At 43.1% G+C, this 19,889-nt stretch carries 18 protein-coding genes; 13 read left to right on the top strand and 5 right to left on the bottom strand.

Annotation, left to right across the window (positions count from 1 at the left end; all coding sequences use genetic code 11):
- Positions 1–76: 76 nt before the first annotated feature.
- Positions 77–1,282: an MFS transporter gene (locus ACCB35_RS16220; protein ID WP_374054480.1), complete on the top strand. Its 1,206-nt coding sequence runs from the start codon at positions 77–79 to the stop codon at positions 1,280–1,282.
- Positions 1,283–1,540: 258 nt separating this feature from the next.
- Here the strand turns inward: ACCB35_RS16220 and ACCB35_RS16215 are convergent, their stop codons facing one another.
- A complete protein-coding gene (locus tag ACCB35_RS16215) occupies positions 1,541–1,918 on the bottom strand; it encodes a YciI family protein (protein ID WP_374054479.1) in 378 nt (125 codons plus the stop codon).
- A gap of 204 nt (positions 1,919–2,122) precedes the next feature.
- On the opposite strand from ACCB35_RS16215, the gene ACCB35_RS16210 reads away from it, so the two are divergent.
- A complete protein-coding gene (locus ACCB35_RS16210) occupies positions 2,123–3,151 on the top strand; it encodes a DUF4362 domain-containing protein (protein ID WP_374054478.1) in 1,029 nt (342 codons plus the stop codon).
- Positions 3,152–3,243: 92 nt separating this feature from the next.
- Positions 3,244–4,092 carry an alpha/beta fold hydrolase gene (locus tag ACCB35_RS16205; RefSeq protein ID WP_374054477.1) on the top strand — a complete coding sequence of 283 codons (849 nt, stop codon included), beginning with the start codon at positions 3,244–3,246 and terminating at the stop codon, positions 4,090–4,092.
- A gap of 113 nt (positions 4,093–4,205) precedes the next feature.
- Here the strand turns inward: ACCB35_RS16205 and ACCB35_RS16200 are convergent, their stop codons facing one another.
- A complete protein-coding gene (locus tag ACCB35_RS16200) occupies positions 4,206–5,216 on the bottom strand; it encodes a DUF4179 domain-containing protein (protein WP_374054476.1) in 1,011 nt (336 codons plus the stop codon).
- Positions 5,213–5,776, bottom strand: coding sequence for a sigma-70 family RNA polymerase sigma factor (locus ACCB35_RS16195; protein WP_374054475.1), 564 nt, complete (start codon positions 5,774–5,776; stop codon positions 5,213–5,215). The genes ACCB35_RS16200 and ACCB35_RS16195 overlap by 4 nt, the downstream gene beginning before the upstream one ends.
- Before the next feature lie 297 nt (positions 5,777–6,073).
- Here ACCB35_RS16195 and ACCB35_RS16190 point away from each other — a divergent pair, with 297 nt between their 5' ends.
- Positions 6,074–6,862, top strand: a complete 789-nt coding sequence (locus ACCB35_RS16190) for a hypothetical protein (protein ID WP_374054474.1) — start codon at positions 6,074–6,076, stop codon at positions 6,860–6,862.
- A gap of 2 nt (positions 6,863–6,864) precedes the next feature.
- A complete protein-coding gene (locus tag ACCB35_RS16185; RefSeq protein WP_374057047.1) occupies positions 6,865–7,326 on the top strand; it encodes a hypothetical protein in 462 nt (153 codons plus the stop codon).
- Between the two features lie 336 nt (positions 7,327–7,662).
- Here the strand turns inward: ACCB35_RS16185 and ytrI are convergent, their stop codons facing one another.
- Together ytrI and ACCB35_RS16175 are read right to left on the bottom strand one after the other, a co-directional pair.
- Positions 7,663–8,166, bottom strand: coding sequence for a sporulation membrane protein YtrI (ytrI, locus tag ACCB35_RS16180; RefSeq protein ID WP_374054473.1), 504 nt, complete (start codon positions 8,164–8,166; stop codon positions 7,663–7,665).
- Positions 8,163–8,498, bottom strand: a complete 336-nt coding sequence (locus tag ACCB35_RS16175; RefSeq protein ID WP_044339284.1) for a YtrH family sporulation protein — start codon at positions 8,496–8,498, stop codon at positions 8,163–8,165. Before ACCB35_RS16175 ends, ytrI begins: the two co-directional genes overlap by 4 nt.
- Before the next feature lie 137 nt (positions 8,499–8,635).
- Here ACCB35_RS16175 and dnaE point away from each other — a divergent pair, with 137 nt between their 5' ends.
- The 8 genes from dnaE (at position 8,636) to ACCB35_RS16135 (ending at position 19,888) form a co-directional block, all read left to right on the top strand.
- The gene (gene dnaE / locus ACCB35_RS16170) at positions 8,636–11,986 is read left to right on the top strand and encodes a DNA polymerase III subunit alpha (protein ID WP_374054472.1); all 3,351 of its coding nucleotides are present in this window, start codon (positions 8,636–8,638) and stop codon (positions 11,984–11,986) included.
- 161 nt (positions 11,987–12,147) lie between these two features.
- A complete protein-coding gene (locus tag ACCB35_RS16165) occupies positions 12,148–13,386 on the top strand; it encodes an NADP-dependent malic enzyme (RefSeq protein WP_044339282.1) in 1,239 nt (412 codons plus the stop codon).
- 68 nt (positions 13,387–13,454) lie between these two features.
- The gene (locus ACCB35_RS16160) at positions 13,455–14,042 is read left to right on the top strand and encodes a FadR/GntR family transcriptional regulator (RefSeq protein ID WP_374057046.1); all 588 of its coding nucleotides are present in this window, start codon (positions 13,455–13,457) and stop codon (positions 14,040–14,042) included.
- A 162-nt stretch (positions 14,043–14,204) separates the two neighbouring features.
- Positions 14,205–15,074, top strand: coding sequence for an acetyl-CoA carboxylase, carboxyltransferase subunit beta (gene accD / locus ACCB35_RS16155; protein WP_044339281.1), 870 nt, complete (start codon positions 14,205–14,207; stop codon positions 15,072–15,074).
- Entirely contained in the window at positions 15,068–16,048 is a 981-nt protein-coding gene (gene accA, locus ACCB35_RS16150) for an acetyl-CoA carboxylase carboxyl transferase subunit alpha (RefSeq protein WP_374054471.1), read from the top strand. The genes accD and accA overlap by 7 nt, the downstream gene beginning before the upstream one ends.
- A gap of 340 nt (positions 16,049–16,388) precedes the next feature.
- The gene (pfkA, locus tag ACCB35_RS16145) at positions 16,389–17,348 is read left to right on the top strand and encodes a 6-phosphofructokinase (protein ID WP_044339458.1); all 960 of its coding nucleotides are present in this window, start codon (positions 16,389–16,391) and stop codon (positions 17,346–17,348) included.
- 30 nt (positions 17,349–17,378) lie between these two features.
- Entirely contained in the window at positions 17,379–19,139 is a 1,761-nt protein-coding gene (gene pyk / locus ACCB35_RS16140) for a pyruvate kinase (RefSeq protein WP_374054470.1), read from the top strand.
- Between the two features lie 362 nt (positions 19,140–19,501).
- On the top strand, positions 19,502–19,888 hold the full coding sequence (locus tag ACCB35_RS16135) for an FxsA family protein (RefSeq protein WP_044339278.1): 387 nt from the start codon (positions 19,502–19,504) through the stop codon (positions 19,886–19,888).
- Position 19,889 lies beyond the last annotated feature (1 nt).

Raw genomic sequence — 19,889 nt, 5'->3', positions numbered from 1 at the left:
TGTACAGGGGAACGAAAGGCGCCTTCGTTTCTTCATTTATTAACATCATACAACCAATTAAGGAGGAAGTTTCGTTATGAGTTCAACTTCAGCTACTATAGATAAACCAAAAACGAAAGGCGGCACACCGGCGTTACTTGCCCTTGCCATCAGTGCCTTTGGGATAGGGACGACAGAGTTTGTTCCCGTTGGATTATTATCATCGATTGCCGATGATTTATCGATATCGATCACACTCGCAGGATTATTGATTTCAGGTTATGCCATAGGAGTGGCCATCGGAGCACCGGTGTTGACGGCATTGACCAGTAAGATGAGCAGAAAATCTCTGCTTATGTCCTTGATGCTCCTATTCATCGTAGGAAACTCGGTTGCGGCGATGTCCACAAGCTTTGGACTATTGTTAGTTGCACGTTTTATCACAGCGTTTTCCCACGGGATCTTCTTCTCGATCGGATCGACGATTGCGGCCGATCTAGTGCCTGCCCATAAGCGGGCGAGTGCCATTGCCTTTATGTTCACAGGATTGACGGTTGCGACCGTTACAGGAGTACCACTGGGGACATTCATCGGACAGGCATTCGGGTGGAGAGCGACATTCTGGGGAGTTGCTCTTCTCGGAATTGTAGGAATCATTGCCAGTTCCATTCTTGTACCGAAAAACTTGAAAGAAGCACCACCTGCCAAGTTCAGTGAACAATTTAAGATTCTAACAAACGGCAAATTATTACTAGCCTTTGCCATTACAGCCCTTGGGTATGGCGGAACGTTCGTCGCGTTCACGTATTTAACACCATTATTAGAAGACGTAACAGGATTCAGCGCGAAATGGGTAAGTATCATCCTTCTCGTATACGGAATTGCCGTTGCCATCGGAAATGTCGTCGGTGGGAAAGCATCCAATAAAAATCCGTTAAAAGCGTTATTCTGGATGTTTGTTCTACAAGCCATCATTCTAGTAGCTCTTACCTTCGCAGCACCATTTAAAGTGGCAGGTCTGATCGCAATCTTCCTAATGGGATTATTCGCTTTCATGAACGTGCCAGGGCTGCAGGTCCTTGTTGTAAACCTGGCTGAAAAGTATGTACCGTCAGCGGTCAATGTGGCGTCAGCCTTGAATATCGCGGCATTTAACGTCGGGATTGCCATCGGTTCCTTTGTCGGAGGAATGATTGTGGATGGAATCGGTTTGATCCATACACCTTGGATCGGTGCCATCATGGTGGCAGGAGCTGTTGTGTTAACGGCGTGGCTCCGCGGGATTGAACGGAAATCAGCCTGAAGGAGAGACTTTAGAAAGGTTGAAATATGGAAAGAGCGTGTAGAAAAACGGAAGAAGCATTCTTCTTTGAGATGTTTGGCAGTCAGTCAGCGTCCGGCTGATCTAAATAATATTAAGAGGTTACTAGGGACGAAACAAGCTCAGAGTTTAAGGCTCTGAGCTTGTTTATTAACGTTTATATTCCAACAAACCTTCGTTAAAAAAATTGTTTTCCGGAATTCTTTTACGATTTTTTCTTCAGTGGATTCACCAATGTCATCACTGTTTACTAGTTGGCTCCGATGCCTCAAATACTTGACGTAATTCAATCTGACCTTCTCCATGTCCTTGTGGATCAGGCATTCGCATGGCCCACTCGATGGCTTCTTTCCTCGACTTCACATCGATTAGAAAAAAACCTGCAACTAATTCGTCTGTTTCAGGGAATGGACCTTCTGTAAGCACCGGTTTTCCCCCTGATTCAGGGTACGAGAGGCGAATCCCATTTGAACTTGGATGAAGTCCTTTTGCCGCTACCCGCACACCTGCCTTAACCAATTCCTCATTGTACTTCGTCATGGCTTCAATAAGTTCAGGGCTTGGGAGATTTCCAGCTTCCGAATTCTTCGAGGCCTTGACAATCATCATAAACAGCATAAAAAATTCCTCCTTCTATTTAAGAACCTCATTATTAATACAATGAACGGGTATCTACAAACTTTATCCCCTTCCTATTCTTTTAATATAAAGGATATTCCTTCCATTACCCCGAACTATTTCAAAGATATAACCTCTAATTTAATACTCTTTTAAATGCTATAACATGTTTGTACTACTCATTGCTTATAAACAGGAGGACTGATGATGGTAACTCAAAAATGGGTGTGGATACTTGCCGTTATTCTCTTCATTCTCACCGGATGCGGGGAATCAGATCAGGCTGCACAGCCTACTGATGAAGCGGACTCTGAACTGAATGCTGATGTGGTGGATATGCACGGTGGAATCACAGGGCTGGATAATATGGAAAACTATTTTCATCAGGTAAAAAAAGGTGAAAAAGGAGATTTAAGAGTCATCCACTATACGATAGAAGGGGATCCCATTGTAACGGATTTATCTTACGATGGGAACCATATAGAGGTGAAAAATGACTTTACGAGAGATCAATATGGAAATGGCGGAGTGGATACCTTTCAATGCGGAAAACTGAAACGGGAAGAGAATCCTACTAATCTGTCTTATTATCTTACAGATTGTGATGGAGTACAGGGGAAAATGTGGGATATTCTCACTGCTTCGTATGATGTACAACGCCAGGATGTTTTTGAAGTGGACCTAAGGTACGGTAAAGAAGGAGAAAGACAAACAATAAAACTGAAGGATAAGGATAAGCAAGAGGTATATAAGCAGTTGGTGTTGGCGAATTATTTAAACTCTAAGCCTACGAGTGATGAATGTCCTAAAGGAAAACAGGCGGACAATTACTTCATGCAAGTGAAGATAAATGGAGGCAATCAAACCCTTAACTGGAATGCCTGCGGCTCTCATGAAAGTTCCAAACCGTTCACTGTAATTGCAGAGTACATCATCCATTCATCTAAACATCCTTCAAAAAACAATGAAAATGTCATCTACGGTTACATCATGGAGATCCAGGAGAATCAGATATTGATTGGAGAGGATTTGACTGCCACCGACTACGAGTCGTTGAAGAAAGTAAAACGGGAAGAATTAGCGAATTTTGTTATGACCTTTTTATATGTAGAAACTGAAGATGCCCAAGAATTTTCTGAGGGAGATAAAATTGTCGTTGAAGTGGACGAAGTGTTAGAAGAAGGCTCTCTTGGAAGAGTGAGCGCTAGTGATATAAAAAAGATAAGTGAATAGGAAGGGTGCCATATGGTTGACAGGCAGTAAACTGGTAGGCTTATTCCATATCAGGTGAGACCTTATTTAAAGTAAAAAAGAGGGGTGTAGGGATGAAGAAATGGGAAAGGAAATTACTGCATACAACTCGTGGAGTATTTGAAGTTTTTATCAAAGGACAGGGAGATCCCCTATGCGTCACCCACCATTATTCCGAGTTCAATCATACTGGAGACTATTTTGCAGAGGCGTTCACAGGAACCAACCAGGTCTTCTTGATCAACTTGCGGGAAGCAGGGGGCTCTGACAAAGCAAATGAATCGTATCAGCTGAGTATGCTGGAAACCATATTTGATCTGGAGGCGGTACGGGAATGGTTAGGATTTCGTCAGTGGGGATTTGCCGGTCATTCTACTGGAGGGATGTTGGGGGTCCTCTACGGAATTCACTTCTCAAAAAGTCTGGATTTCAATGTGATTGTCGGGGCGGCTGCGAGAGAGTATATGACCTTTTCGGAAGCCTGCATCTACAACAAAGCGCACCCTGACTTTGGCAGGATGCAGGAACTGATTGAAGCGTTGAAGCAACCGGATTTATCCCTTGAAAAGCGGAAAGAGCTTTCAGTTGAAAGAACGAAATTGTCATTACATAAACCTGAGAAATATCATGAGCTTTTTAACCTTGATATATATAAAGGGATGTCTGCTGCACGCATGAACTTTTTTATACGTGAACTACAAGTGTATGATATCACAAGAAAACTGGCGTTTATTTCAGTCCCCGCGTTAGTCATGTGTGGGAGATATGATGTCCAGTGTCCATTAAAGTACTCGATTGAAATGGCTGAAGGTATACCGGATTCCAGATTGATCATCTTTGAGAAGAGTAACCACTACCCGTTCCTTGAAGAGGCAGAGCGGTTTACGGAGGAGTACGGGTTGTTTTTGAGGAATATGAAATAGAGGAGGTAGATATATAATATCCATCCATGAAAAGAGAATAAGAGAAATTTACCCTGAGCAAGAATATCCCCTATTAAAGTCGTTCAACTTCAATAGGGGAAGGGGGATTACTTTTATAAATCAATGATAATAGGTTGGAGTTCCATTTTAGTATGGTCTTTCCCGGACCCTAGACTGGCAATTTCCACGGGTGTGATGATGAGTTTAGTTGCACCTTCTTGAATGGTACCGAATGCTGTCGTGCCTTCCAGTGTTCTGCCATTATCCGCTGAAAAGCCGCCGCCTCCCGTTCCATCCATGTAGACATGACCCAGGTCGTCCGTCACTTTGAATACCGGTGAAACTTCCGACCATTCCTCGAGAAATGTGTCTGTCACCACCTGTTCATAGTTGATCACTGTTGAAACATCGGTAACCTCAAATGATTTTAACGTAAAGTGAATATCCTGCGTTTTAACAGTTTCGTTTACAAGCCTGACATTTCCCTCCAGTCTTTTCAACGAAAAGGCGAAGGACCAATCTCCATCGACCTTTACATCATTAGAAATACTGTATAGTGTCTTTGGTTCCCACGTGATTTCCACCTTGTCGGGATACCCGCCGCCTTTGAAACTCGGGGTAATCGTCGACAAACCGACATAGCGGTTGTCGCTGATCTTCGTGATTTCACTGCTTCCGCCGCTTCCGTTCGAACCTGCAATATCGAACCAATGTCCTCCGCTGTGGATGTCTTCCCCAAAGTCTTTATCTGTTTCGATGGCATAGGATACTGTAATATTCGTGCCGTCATACACGGCATTGTCGATCATGACGGTCACACCGTTACTCGTCTCAGCCAGACCGATATCAGTCGAGAACTCACCAAACTCTTGGTAGGTCTCATGACTGAAATACTGAATGACATTGTCCATAAAAGGGATCTGTGTTGCGAACGAAGGGTAGGCATAACCCGCAGCAGTGGAGATTCCGATCAGCATAACGGATGCCACAGCGATATTCCTCCATGCGTGCTTCTTTTCGCGCTTCTTTAGTACATGCTGTTTCACGCGCTTTTTTTCCAATTCTGTCACTTCTTCAAGTTCAAGTGAATCTATATCTAAATCTATCCATTCCTTCTTGCTCATACTAGCCGCTCCTTTAATTTCACATTCGACGCTAACTTTTTCTTTCCGCGGTATAAACGGTTATCCACTGCCGCTTTCGAAAGGTTTAATTGATCTGCAATTTCCTTGTTCGTTAAATCCAAATAATATTTCATCATGAAAATATCCCGGTCCAGGTCCTCAAGCTGGCTGATCGCCGTTAATAATTCATTTTTTTCTTCCCGCTGCAACACTAGGGTATCGGTTTCGAGAGAACTTCCTTTTTGAAGTAGGGATTCGTCCGTTTGTTCACGTGCGTTGCGCTTCTCTGCCTGCCGATATCGGTCGATTGCTTTATACTTTGTGATCATCCCGATCCATTTTTTGAAGTCCTCAGGTTCTCCTTTAAACTGATAGGCATTTTGCCAGACGGTCAGGAACACATCGTTGATACATTCATCGATATCAAGTCGATTTCTGTTGTGCAAAATCTTTTTGGCAATGGTTTTCACGAGTGGCATGTAAGCATCGATAATGTACACCAATGCATCCTCTTTTTTCTTTTTTAACCTGATGATGAAATTGGTCGGTGAACTTTTCATTTACTTCGCTCCTTATATGGTTGAAAGGCCTTTACATGATGTACAACGAATGGATGTTGGAGTTATTCTCATGTTTTTTTGAATGTTTGGATCTTTCACTATGAGTGCAGTCCTAATAAGAATTAATTGAAATGTAAAAAGGGGATTTCACTATCATGAGTAAATATGTATTTATTGCGATTGAGCTCGTCTTGAAAGATATGTTTTTTTCAAATCCAATTAAGGAAACAGTTATCATAAATATTCAAAAGTATGGAAATATAAAGGTATTATTGAATTTTTGAGGATGGGCTCTTATTGGATAACTATACGAATGATAACACTGCAAGGAGATACACCGCTCATGTCAGTATACTTGGAACAACCCAAATACATTTAAGGAATCCGTACATCATTGCATGGTGGTCAGTGTCTTTTCCCGGGTTTGGCCATTTATTACTTTCTAAGTATATAAGAGGATACCTTTTGTTAACTTGGGAAGTCGTAATAAATCTGAAAGCACATGTCAATCTGGCCATGATTTATTCTTTCCAGGGGAACGTACCTATGGCTAAAGAGGTATTGGATACCCGCTGGCTCTTGATTTATATTCCGGTCTACATCTTTGCGATCTGGGATAGTTACCGCACGACCGTGGATTTAAATAACGTTTATATTCTCTCTGAACGTGAGGATCACAAAATAAACACCTTTAGTATCGCGGCATTGGAAATGAATTATTTGGATAAAAGAAACCCCTTCTTAGCAGCATTATGGTCTTTATTTATGCCTGGGTTGGGGCAGCTTTACATTCATCGGATCGTGACAGCACTTGTCGTAATCGTTTGGAGTGTTGTGTTCTTTTACTACTCTCACATGTTGGAAGGAGTATCCTTGCTTTTTATTGGGGAAATCGAAAGAGCTACTGAGGTATTGAATCCTGAGTGGTTGCTGATGTTTCCCTCCCTATATGGGTTTGCTATAGTCGATGCCTATATGAACACAGTCGAAAATAATAAACTTTATGAGAAAGAACAGAGGCGTTTTTTAAAAGAACATTATCAAAAAAGAACATTTCACATTCTGAAAGGAAAAAAACGTATATGACCATGCAATTGTTTTCAACTTTCGAAAATCATATCTTTTTAGAAATTGCTATCGCAAACTTAGAGAAAATAGGGATAAATAAGGAAGATATATATGCAGTCCCACTTGATAATCGGAAAGAAAGCAGGAAACTATTTGATACGTTGCACCGGTCCGACGGATTATCCCTTATTGATATTGCGATGCCTCTGGCCACAGCATCTTCTGTCGTCACGGCTAGCATCGGTTTTGAACTGAAGTGGGGTCCCATCTATTGGGGGTTAATCGGTGCAATTGGAGGGTTTGTGGTTGGACTGGTGATCCGGTTGTTCCTTGTCTCTCTCAAAAATCGGGAAAAGCATAGATTAAAGGGGAAGCAATCTGAAGTCATTCTCATTGTGGAGTGTGACGAAAAAAAATCTCAGATCGTAGAGAAAATCCTTTGGGAGCATCTTGCTTTAGGACTAGCGAAAGTCATAAAGTAAAAGTCTATCTTTCAATTTTTTCAACTAAGGTCAGGTGATCCCCATGAATCGAGCCTGTCTTTGTTATAGGCACCAAGCGTTTTGATCATTTTATTGGAAGATACAGAGGGGGGAGAGGAACATTAGGTAAATTAGATAATATTGGAAATTGGCGCAATTAACACTGAAAATGACGCAATCAAGTAAAAAGGGAGATAGAAAATACCACCAAATGCGTATCGAATAGGGATACCGACAAGCAAATGACCGCTCTAGATGCCGGTTTCACTATTAAAGTGCACGAATTTAACAAAAAAGAACCTGTCATCCGACAGGTTCACAACAAAACTAAGCTCATCACTCCTCATACCTCAACTCCAACGTAATCTGCGTAGTCGTATAAAAGTACATCTCCCGCACTTTCAAATTAAAGGACTTATCATTCAATTTAACGGTTTTATTTTCAATGATCTTCTTGATGAGTTCCTTATTCCCATACACTGTTTCTAAGTCCTTGGTCAAAAGGCTCCGCAAATCCTCGCTTAACCGGTCCTCAGTTTCATGTATACTGAGTAATTCGACTTTTGTTTTCGTATTGTTGATGATCTTCACTTTGACTTCCTGGATGGTGAGTCCGTCTTCGTTTTCGTTGTTTAATTGTTTGTATTCTTCTTGAAGATAGGAGAGGGTGTTTTTCAGTTTGCTAATGTCATGTTTCTGTTCCTCTATTTTCTGCGCTTGCTTCTCATGCATGGTGCCGAACATGAATAAGAAGATCATCCAACTGATGATTCCTCCTACAACCATCCCTGCAAAGAATCGCTGCCAGGATGGAAGCCGGTAAAAGGGTGGGATTCTCATGACGGCATATGCTCCTGTGTGAGCCATGAAATGATCATGGCAGCGGTGTTGGCTCCTCCTAAAGCGGAAAGAATCAATAGGAATTGTTTGAAGAGTTCTTTCGTCTCTCCATTCAGGAAGCCTTTTTCAAAGCTGTAAACCGTATCGAAAGTGCCGCCGATCGCTGCGATGATGGCCCAGATGCGCAGGAAATCGGATAGTCGTCTCATTTCAATGAATAAAGGCTGCCCCATGGCGAAAGAGGCCAGCCCGCCGAGGAGGGAGCCCCCCAGCAATACCCCCATAGCAATAAAGAAGCTTTTGAATAATTCCGGAAAGAAAGCTTCTGCCATTTCATCATCTCCATCTATTACGTGTCTTTACGATAACTATATGGGGAGAGTAGACAAGATATGAGGGAGAACATATTTTCTTTTTTGCGGTTTCTTTCCTATAATAAAAGTATATTGAGAAAAAGGTTGTGCATAACATGTCATTTGTTCATTTACAAATAGCGAGTGCCTATAGTCTCTTGTCTAGCACGATTTCGATAAATGGACTTGTACATAAAGCGAAGAATTCAGGGTATAAGGCGCTTGCCTTGACCGATAAAAATATGATGTATGCCGCCATCCCTTTTTACAAGGCGTGTTTAAAAGAAGGTATCAAGCCGATCATCGGACTTACCGCAGATATTGCCTCAGAGGAAGGCTCCCATCCTTTGGTCCTCCTTGTGAAAAATCAAACGGGCTATCAGAATCTATTGAAAATCTCGAGTGCCATCGGGGCGAAGTCGAAGGACGGGCTTCCGTTAAAGTGGCTCGCTTCTTATAGCGATGGTCTGATTGCCATCACTCCGGGGATCAAGGGGGAGATTGAGAGCCTATTGTTGAATGATGAAAGTGAAAAAGCGAAAGAGTGCATTCACGCCTATCAACAAATGTTCGGGAGGGACTCCTTTTATTTAAGCATTCAAAAGCACGGGATTCCGTCTGAGGATACTCTGATCCCTCTCCTTGAGCAGGTAGCTGAAGAGACGGGGACAGAAATGGTCGCGACCAATGATGTGCAGTACCTCGATCAGGAAGATCATTTCGCCCACGAGTGCATGGGTGCGATCCGTGACGGAGTGAAGCTCTCTGAAGATGACCGGGACGTGTTGGGTTCACAGGAGTATTACTTCAAGTCCAAAGAGCAGATGGTGGATTTATTTTCTGATCATGTCACGGAACTCGAAAACACGATGAAGATTGCGGATCAGTGCCACCTGACCATCCCCTTTCATCAACAGCTCCTCCCCAAATATCCTCTGCCTGAAGGGGTGTCTGCCCTGCAGGAATTGACCCATCTATGTGAAAAGGGACTAAGTGAGAGGGTAGAAACGGTTTCGGATGAGTACATAGAGCGATTGGATTATGAGCTTGAAGTCATCGGCAGGATGGGATTCAGCGATTACTTCCTGATTGTCTGGGATTTTATGAAGTTTGCGAAAGAAAGAAAGATCCTGACAGGACCTGGGAGGGGATCGGCAGCCGGTTCCTTGGTATCTTACGCATTGAGGATTACGGATGTGGACCCGATCGAGCATCATTTGCTGTTTGAACGATTTTTAAATCCAGAACGGGTGTCCATGCCTGATATCGATATCGATTTTCCCGATCACAGACGGGACGAAGTGATCGAGTATGTGGAAGGAAAGTATGGGAGCCTTCACGTTGCCCAGATCATTACGTTCGGGACCTTTGCAGCAAAGGCAGCCCTTCGTGATACAGGTCGTGTATTCGGCTTGAATATGAAGGAGCAGGAGCAAGTATCCAAGCTTGTCCCTAATCAGTTGGGGATCACCCTGCAGGAAGCCTATGAAAAGTCCAAGGGATTCCGCGAATTTGTGACGGGCTCTGATCATTATAAGAAATTATTTCAGACGGCTCTTAAACTTGAAGGACTTCCAAGACATACGTCGACCCATGCGGCGGGAGTCGTGATGAGTGAAGCTCCGTTAGTGCAGTGGGTACCCATCCAGGGCAGTGCATCCGGTATCCACCTTACTCAATTCTCTATGGATATACTGGAAGAAATCGGATTGCTGAAAATGGATTTCCTTGGACTCCGTAATCTGAGTATTTTAGAAAGAATTGTGAAGAACGTCCAAATGGGAACCAATAAATCATTCTCCATTGAGTCTATACCCATGAATGACCCTAAAACCTTTGAATTATTAAGTAAAGGGCTGACCAATGGGATTTTCCAGCTTGAATCAGAAGGAATGCGAAATGTTTTAAAAAGACTGAAGCCTAATTCATTTGAAGATATTGTGGCCGTTAACGCGTTGTACCGTCCGGGGCCGATGGAAAATATCCCGACGTATATTAAACGGAAGCACGGCGTGGAAAAGGTGGAATATCCTTTGCCAGACTTAAAGCAAATTCTTGAAATGACTTATGGCGTCATTGTTTATCAGGAACAAATCATGCAAATTGCTTCGAAAATGGCCGGCTTCTCACTCGGGGAAGCAGATTTGCTCAGAAGAGCGGTTTCGAAGAAGAAGAAAGATGTACTCGATCAGGAGCGGGAGCATTTTGTTTCCGGTTCGATTCGGAAAGGCTATACAGAAGAAGTGGCACATACGATTTATGACCTGATTGTGAGATTCGCAGATTATGGTTTCAACCGGTCACATGCCGTTGCGTATAGCATGATCGCCTATCAACTGGCGTATTTAAAAGCGCATTATCCAGCTTTTTTCATTTCTTCCCTCCTAACGTCTGTAGTAGGGAATGAGACGAAGGTGGCTCAATATATTAGGGAAGCAAAGCTTTATGACCTTGAGATTTTACCCCCGTCCATTAATACGAGTCAGTTTGTTTTCACAGTGGAAGGTAAGAATCGTATCCGTTATAGCCTGGGGGCCATTAAGGGAATAGGGGCAGCAGCCTTAAAGGAAATCATTCGTGCAAGAAAAGAAAAGCCATTTCAGGATCTGTTTGATTTTTGCATGAGGGTTTCTTCCAAAACCATTAACCGTAAAATCCTTGAAAATCTGGTGTTGGCAGGGGCGTTCGATGAATTTGAAGTGGATCGGGCTACTCTCCTTGCGAGCCTGGATGTAGCGGCTCAGCATGCAGAGCTTGTCAATCCCGAAGATGATCTTGATTTATTTCATGAAGAAGAAGCATTCCTCTTGAAACCGAAATACGTGGAAGTGGAGGATATGACGATTGATACCATGCTTCAATTCGAGAAGCAGGTACTGGGGCTCTACCTATCCAATCATCCCGTTTCTTCCCATCGTCCCCTGTTTGACCAGCTTGGCCTGCAGCAAATAGCCGATCTTCAGAAGGCTTCGAAAATCACAATTGGCGGTTATATTATGGGAGTGAAATCCATCCGGACGAAAAAAGGGGAAGTAATGGCATTCCTTGAAATAGGTGATGAAAGTGGCGAGATCGAGGCAGTGGTGTTCCCAAATGTTTATCGTCATAATATGACGCTTTTGAAAGAAGGAAACATTCTTCTGTTTGGAGGTAACGTGGAAGATCGCAACGATAAACTTCAGTTCATTGTGAATCAGCTTGAAACCACGGAAGAGGCTGAAAGAAAAGTGAACGAAAGGGATCAGAAGCTTTATTTGAAAATTGCCAAGGGTCAGGATGAAGACGCGTGTATGCAGCACATTCACCAAACCATTAAACGCTTTAAAGGGAAGAACCCGGTGATCGTTTATTATGAACGGGATAAAAAGAGCATTCAGCTTCCAGACAATTTACGCGTGATCCCGTCTGAAGCGGCCATAAGTGAATTGCATCAAATTCTCGGTAAATCAAATGTGATATTGCAATAACATACTTTACTAAACACAATATTTATATTATTGTTTAATAGAAAAAGGTGGTCTGACCACCTCTGAACTTATCATTTTTACTATATATATTTACATTTAGAAGATTCGTGTAAGCATGGATCGATCCATAGCATGTAAAGAATCAGAAGGAGTGAGTCAATTTGTCATTACGTGAAGAAGCGCTGCATATGCATCGAGTGAATAAAGGGAAATTAGAATCAAAGTCCAAGGTGGAAGTCCGAAATGCGGATGACCTGAGCCTGGCATACTCACCTGGGGTAGCCGAACCTTGTAAGGTTATTTATGACAAGCCTGAAACGGTTTACGATTATACGATGAAAGGGAATATGGTGGCCGTTGTTTCAGATGGTACAGCTGTTTTAGGGCTGGGTAATATCGGACCGGAAGCTGCCCTGCCCGTTATGGAAGGAAAAGCGGTTCTATTCAAAAGCTTTGCGGGGGTAGATGCGTTCCCTATCTGTTTGAACACGACGGATGTGGACAAGATTGTAGAAACGGTGAAACTTCTTGAGCCTACATTTGGCGGAGTGAATTTAGAGGACATTGCGGCTCCTAATTGCTTTGAAATCGAAGAACGTTTGAAGAAAGAAACGAATATTCCAGTGTTTCACGATGATCAGCATGGTACGGCCATTGTAACCGTGGCAGGCCTTGTGAACGCTCTTAAGATTGTCGGGAAGAAGATGTCTGAAATCAGAGTAGTGGCAAATGGAGCCGGTGCTGCCGGCATGGCGATCATTAAGCTTCTTTACCGCTATGGAGTGAGAGATATCATCATGTGTGATTCCAAGGGAGCGATTTACGAAGGTCGTCCTGAAGGAATGAACGCCATTAAGGACGAAGTGGCCAAGTTTACCAATAAGGACCACATCAAAGGCGGATTGTCGGAAGTATTAAAAGATGCAGACGTATTTATCGGTGTATCTGTTGCAGGGGCGTTAACGGAAGAAATGGTTTCTTCCATGAAGAAGGATCCAATCATTTTCGCCATGGCCAATCCTGTTCCGGAAATTATGCCTGCCCTTGCAAAAGCGGCTGGAGCAAAAGTGGTGGGTACCGGTCGATCCGATTTTCCTAACCAAGTGAATAATGTTCTGGCATTCCCGGGAATTTTCCGCGGGGCTCTGGATGTACGCGCCACTCACATCAATGAAAAAATGAAGCAGGCCGCTGTTGAAGCGATTGCATCTTTAATCAGTGAAGATGAATTGAATGAAGACTATGTCATTCCTGCTCCGTTCGATAAGCGTGTAGCACCTGCCGTTGCGGCTGCGGTCGCAAAGGCAGCCATGGAGACGGGAGTAGCCCGTCTGAAGGTGGATCCTGAAGAAATTCGTAAAAAGACGGAAGATCTAGCGGTTATCGGGAAGAGTGAATGATGACGGAAGTGAACTCTCTCCATACTCACGCAAAGGTATATATTGGAATTGTTCACCAACTACGGGAAATGATATCGAAGGATGGCCTTCAGCCAGGAGATAAAATCCCTTCTGAAAGAGAACTGTCGGAACGATTGAACGTTGGGCGTTCTTCAGTAAGGGAAGCATTAAGAGCCTTGGAATTGTTGGGGCTGATTGAAACGAAAAGAGGCGAAGGCACCTTTTTAAGGGACTTTCGGGATCATCATCTGATCGATCTACTGGGCATGTTCATCCTGCAGGATCACAAGGCACAGGAGGATATACTCTATACGAAAATGATGATTGAAAAAGAAGCGCTGAAAGGTTTATTTCTAGAAGAAAAGCAGATGGCTGCACTTCTGGAAACTGCTTCAAGGGCTGAAAACCTGGATGAGGTGTTCAGGGACATTGTAATGATGAGCGCCAATCATTTGGCTCAGCGGATCTGGAATATCTTAAATGACTTTGAATCATTGATTTGTGGAGAAATCAAGATAACGGATCAAATGAGGGAAGAGATTACCTCTATGCTTCACGGAATAGAAAGACAAGATAAAGAGACTGTGCAAGAGACGTATAAAAGGGTCAGGGAAATTGTCGATAAAGATGCGACAATTTCCAACATCTTTTTTTAAACCTTTCCATTAAACTGATAGTCAAGCAGTTTTATATCGTGCATTTACTACTAGAAACGAAAGCGGCAGCCGGTTCTGGGAAAATGATTTTCAGCATTTGTTATCTTCATTTTCCCTTCAGAAGAAAGACAAGCTACTGTAATTAGTTAAGGAGGTTTCACCTTGCTTAAGGAACTTTTTAATAAATCCAAAAAGAAAAAATATGCAACGATCCCTTCCGAAGCGGCTAAACAAGACGTTCCGGAAGGCATCATGACCAAATGTCCTGATTGCAAAAAAATCATGTACACGAAAGAACTTCAAAAAAACCTAAAGGTTTGCATTCATTGCGGATATCATCATGGGATGAGCTCTCCAGAGAGAGTCGATAGTTTTATAGATGAAGGTACGTTCAAAGAGTTAGATCATGAACTTACTTCTGGTAATCCTTTGAACTTTCCTGATTATGAGGGGAAAGTGGAAAAGGACCGAAAGAAGACAGGTATGAACGAAGCGGTTTTAACTGGTTCAGGTAAGGTGAACGGGATCGAAGTGGTCACGGCCATTATGGATTCACGTTTCAGAATGGGAAGTATGGGCTCTGTGGTCGGTGAGAAAATTACTAGGGCCATTGAAGAAGCCGACAAACGAAAAGTCCCATTCATTATCTTTACGGCATCTGGGGGCGCTAGGATGCAGGAAGGTGTCCTTTCCCTGATGCAGATGGCCAAGACCAGTGTGGCCCTCAATCGTTTGAGTGAAAACGGGGGACTCTTCATCTCGATCATGACGCACCCAACCACAGGCGGGGTATCCGCAAGTTTCGCGTCCGTAGGGGACTATAACTTTGCTGAGCCTGGAGCACTTATCGGCTTCGCAGGCAGAAGGATCATTGAACAGACAATCAGGGAGGACTTACCGGAAGACTTCCAGACATCAGAATTTTTATTGAAGCATGGTCAACTTGACGGAGTCATTTCGAGACTTGAGTTAAAAGAGAAAATCGGGACAGTACTTGATATACATCAGTGGGACGGTGATCTGCCATGGTAAATGAGATGGAATTTGAAAAGCCTGTAGTTGAGCTCAAGAAAAAAATAGCGGAGCTTAAGGAATTCACTCAGAATTCGGACGTCGATTTATCCAAGGAAATCGAGAAACTGGAGAGTAGGCTCACGAAGCTTGAAAACGATATCTACGAAAACATGAAGCCGTGGGAAAGAGTGCAAGTGGCCCGTCATCCTAATCGTCCGACCACTCTGGATTATATAAAGTATTTATTCACGGACTTTATCGAAATGCACGGTGACCGCCTGTATGGGGATGATGAAGCCATTGTCTCAGGCGTAGGGAAATTTCATGATGTCCCTGTGACCATCATCGGCCACCAAAGAGGGAAAGATACGAAAGAAAATATCCGCCGGAACTTTGGGATGCCCCATCCAGAAGGGTACCGAAAAGCCTTGCGATTGATGAAGCAAGCGGACAAGTTCAATCGTCCGATCATTTGCTTCATTGACACTAAGGGTGCCTATCCCGGTAAAGCGGCAGAGGAAAGAGGCCAAAGTGAAGCCATTGCAAGGAACCTTGTCGAAATGGCAGGCTTGACCGTTCCCGTGATCTGCATGGTCATCGGGGAAGGTGGAAGTGGGGGTGCCCTTGCACTGGGAGTGGGTAACCACATTCACATGCTTGAAAACTCCACTTATTCCGTGATTTCACCTGAAGGGGCTGCAGCCATTCTGTGGAAGGATTCCACACAAGCGAAACGTGCGGCTGAATCCATGAAAATCACGGCACCGGATCTGAAGGAGCTTGGAATCATTGATGAAATCGTCACCGAAGTTAAAGGCGGTGCTCATAAAGATGTCGAAGAGCAAGCACAATATATCAATGAAGTATTAAAGGCATCCTTGAAAGAACTAATCCCAATGAAGAAAGATGAATTGATACAGCATCGTTATGAAAAATTTAAAGCGATGGGTGAATATTCAGTTTTAAATGATTTAATTGGGGTAAAATCATAATGAACTATGGACTGACAAATAGGAATAACCTTTTGTCAGTCTTTTTCATTAATTTTCCTTTGATATAAAGATTTGTGACGATATTTTGAAGGTTTTAACAATTAAAACGCTTCCATTTAATAGATTATTTCGTCTTTTGCATTTCGTTAGCGTAACTTGTTGAGAACCTTGAATCTTCATGTTATTTTAGAAATAATCCATAGTCTATTGGTCCATAATAATGTAATGAATGCAAGAGGATAGATTGTACCATTTTCCTTTCTCAGATATATGTGAAACCATTAACAAGTTGTACCATTCATTTACATATAAAGGCATATTTCTTAATGAGGTGATCGTAGTGAAAAAGATTGGCGTATTAACAAGTGGTGGGGATTCACCAGGTATGAATGCAGCCGTTCGTGCGGTTGTACGTAAAGCCATTTTCCTTGATATAGAAGTGTACGGAATTTATCAGGGTTATAATGGATTGATTAACGGAAACATCAAGAAGCTTGAACTTGGTTCCGTTGGTGACATTATTCATCGTGGCGGTACGATGCTGTATACAGCCCGCTGTGAAGAGTTCAAAACAAAAGAAGGTCAGCAAAAAGGCATACAGCAATTAGAAAAGCATGGAATTGAAGGTCTTGTTGTCATTGGTGGAGATGGATCTTACCAGGGAGCAAAAGCCTTAACCGAATGGGGATATCCATGTGTCGGTGTACCGGGGACGATCGATAACGATATTCCGGGAACCGAATATACAATCGGATTCGATACAGCCCTTAATACGGTCATTGATGCGATTGATAAGATTCGCGATACGGCAACCTCACATGAAAGAACATTCATCATCGAAGTCATGGGTCGCAATGCAGGAGATCTTGCTCTGTGGTCAGGTCTTGCAGGCGGGGCTGAAACCATCCTGATCCCTGAAGAAAAATTCGACCTTGATGATGTAGTGACCCGCTTGAAAAAAGGCCAGGAGCGCGGGAAGAAGCACAGTGTGATCATCGTGGCTGAAGGTGTCATGTCAGCAAATGAATTTGCTAATCGTTTCACTGAAGCAACAGGAATGGATACCCGTGTCTCTGTATTGGGTCATATTCAACGTGGCGGAACACCAACTGCATCAGACCGTGTCCTTGCAAGCCGTCTAGGTGCACGTGCAGTCGAGCTGTTGATCGAAGGAAAAGGCGGAAGAGCAGTAGGGATTGAGAAGAATCAGCTAGTTGATTACGATATTATTGAAGCACTTGCAAAGCCGCATCAAATCGATTTGGACATGTACAGACTTTCCAAAGAGCTTTCAATCTAAATTGTTGTAAGATTTCAGGAGGTAAAGAAAATGAGAAAAACGAAAATAGTATGTACCATTGGTCCTGCAAGTGAGAGTGTTGAAAAGTTATCTCAACTAATCGAAGCCGGAATGAACGTTTCCCGCTTAAACTTTTCACACGGTGACCACGATGAGCATGGACAACGTATTAAAAACATCAGAGCAGCTGCTGAAAAAGCAGGTAAGACAGTCGGAATCCTTCTGGACACAAAAGGCCCGGAAATCCGCACGAATAATATGCAAGACGGTGCCATCGAATTAATGCAAGGTTCAAACGTCATCGTTTCCATGAAAGAAGTACTGGGAACAACTGAGAAATTCTCCGTTACATACGAAGGATTGATTGATGATGTGCATGTTGGTTCTAAAATCCTTCTTGACGACGGTTTGATCGGTTTGGAAGTAACGGAAATCGATAAAGCCAACGGCGAAATTCACACATATGTGGCCAATAGTGGGACACTTAAGAACAAAAAAGGTGTAAACGTACCCGGTGTATCGGTGAACCTACCGGGGATTACGGAAAAAGATGCAAGTGATATCGTATTCGGTATCGGTCAAGGCGTTGACTTCATTGCGGCATCATTTGTCCGTCGTGCTTCTGACGTATTGGAAATCCGTCAATTATTGGAAGAACACAACGCTTCTCATATTCAAATCATCCCTAAGATCGAGAATCAAGAGGGTGTAGATAATATCAATGAAATCCTTGAAGTCTCAGACGGATTGATGGTGGCCCGTGGAGATCTTGGTGTGGAAATCCCTGCTGAAGAAGTACCATTGGTTCAGAAGATGTTGATCAAGAAATGTAACTCACTTGGCAAGCCTGTGATCACGGCAACTCAAATGCTTGATTCCATGCAGCGCAACCCAAGACCTACAAGAGCGGAAGCAAGTGACGTTGCCAATGCAATCTTCGATGGTACAGATGCAATCATGCTTTCAGGTGAAACAGCTGCAGGTACGTATCCTGTAGAAGCTGTTCAAACGATGCATAACATTGCTTCAAGAGCAGAAACGGCACTGGATTTCAATGAGATCCTCTCGGCACGCAGCAAAGACAGTGAGCATAATATGACGGATGCCATCGGTCAATCTGTAGCACACACGGCCCTTAACCTTGATGTAAATGCTATCGTGGCTCCTACAGAAAGCGGACATACAGCCCGCATGATTTCTAAATACCGTCCTAAAGCTCCAATCGTGGCAGTAACGGGAACAGATTCCGTATCACGCCGATTGGCACTTGTCTGGGGTGTTTACCCAACAGTCGGACGTAAAGTGACGACTACTGACGAAATGCTTGATATGGCAGTAGAAGAAAGTGTCAATTCAGGTATGACGAAGCATGGAGATCGTATTATCATCACAGCAGGTGTTCCAATTGGTGAATCAGGAACAACAAATCTGATGAAAATCCATGTGGTAGGCGATATCGTGGCAAAAGGCCAAGGAATCGGCCGTAAATCTGCTTACGGTAAAGCGGTTGTTGCTACTTCTGCAGCAGAAGCTGTAAAGAACACACAACCTGGAAATGTGCTTGTTACAATCGGAACAGATAAAGAAATGATGCCAGCCCTGGAAAAATGCTCGGCTCTTATCGTAGAAGAGGGCGGTTTAACAAGTCATGCAGCAGTAGTAGGGATCAATTTAGGAATCCCTGTCGTTGTTGGTGTAGACAATGCCACTTCTATATTCACAAATGGCCAGGAAATCACAGTAGATGCTACCCGCGGAGTCATCTATAACGGTCATGCAAGCGTACTATAAGAAATGAATGAAAGCCGGAGTCTTATGTGGACTCCGGCTTTTTTTTTGAGTAGATGATTCTGTCGTTGTTGACCGGTGTTCACAATTTGGCACGAGTATTGGGGAAAGTGGCACAAGTTAGATAGAAAATGCCCTAGCAACCGGCGAAAGTGCCCCAACAAACGCCAAAAATGCCGCAACAACCGACGAAAATGTCCCAACAACGCGAAAAAAAGTGCAACAAAGCCCAAACTATAATCTGTTTCCGATTCAATAGCTTAAACATGCCGTCTTTCTCCAAGACAACCCTCGCATAATACCAAGTAATACTTAATATGTTATAATAGAAACCAATAAGTATTAAATGTATGGAGGAATCCCTCATGAGATATATATTGTTATTATTAATTATTGTGCCCGCATTGGAAATTGGGCTGCTGGTTCTATCCGGACAAGCGTTTGGCTTGATCCCGACTGTTTTACTGATCATTACGACAGGAATTCTGGGAGCTTATTTAGCAAAGAAGCAAGGAATGGAAACGCTACGGAAAGCGCAGCAGGATATGCAGTACGGTCAGTTACCGGGTGACGCGATCATAGATGGTTTATGCATCCTGGTTGGAGGGGTCGTTCTGTTGACGCCAGGTTTTATTACCGATGCGATCGGATTCCTATTATTACTTCCACCAACTCGTAAAATGTTTAAACCCTTTATTTATAAACTATTCAAGCGTTGGATCAATAATGGAAATGTGATTATTTACAGATAAT

The organism is Rossellomorea sp. FM04394 (assembly GCF_041889765.1).
GTDB lineage: Bacteria > Bacillota > Bacilli > Bacillales > Bacillaceae_B > Rossellomorea > Rossellomorea aquimaris_B.
Note: the sequence above shows the minus strand (reverse complement) of the source record. Positions and strands in the feature narration are given on the sequence as shown.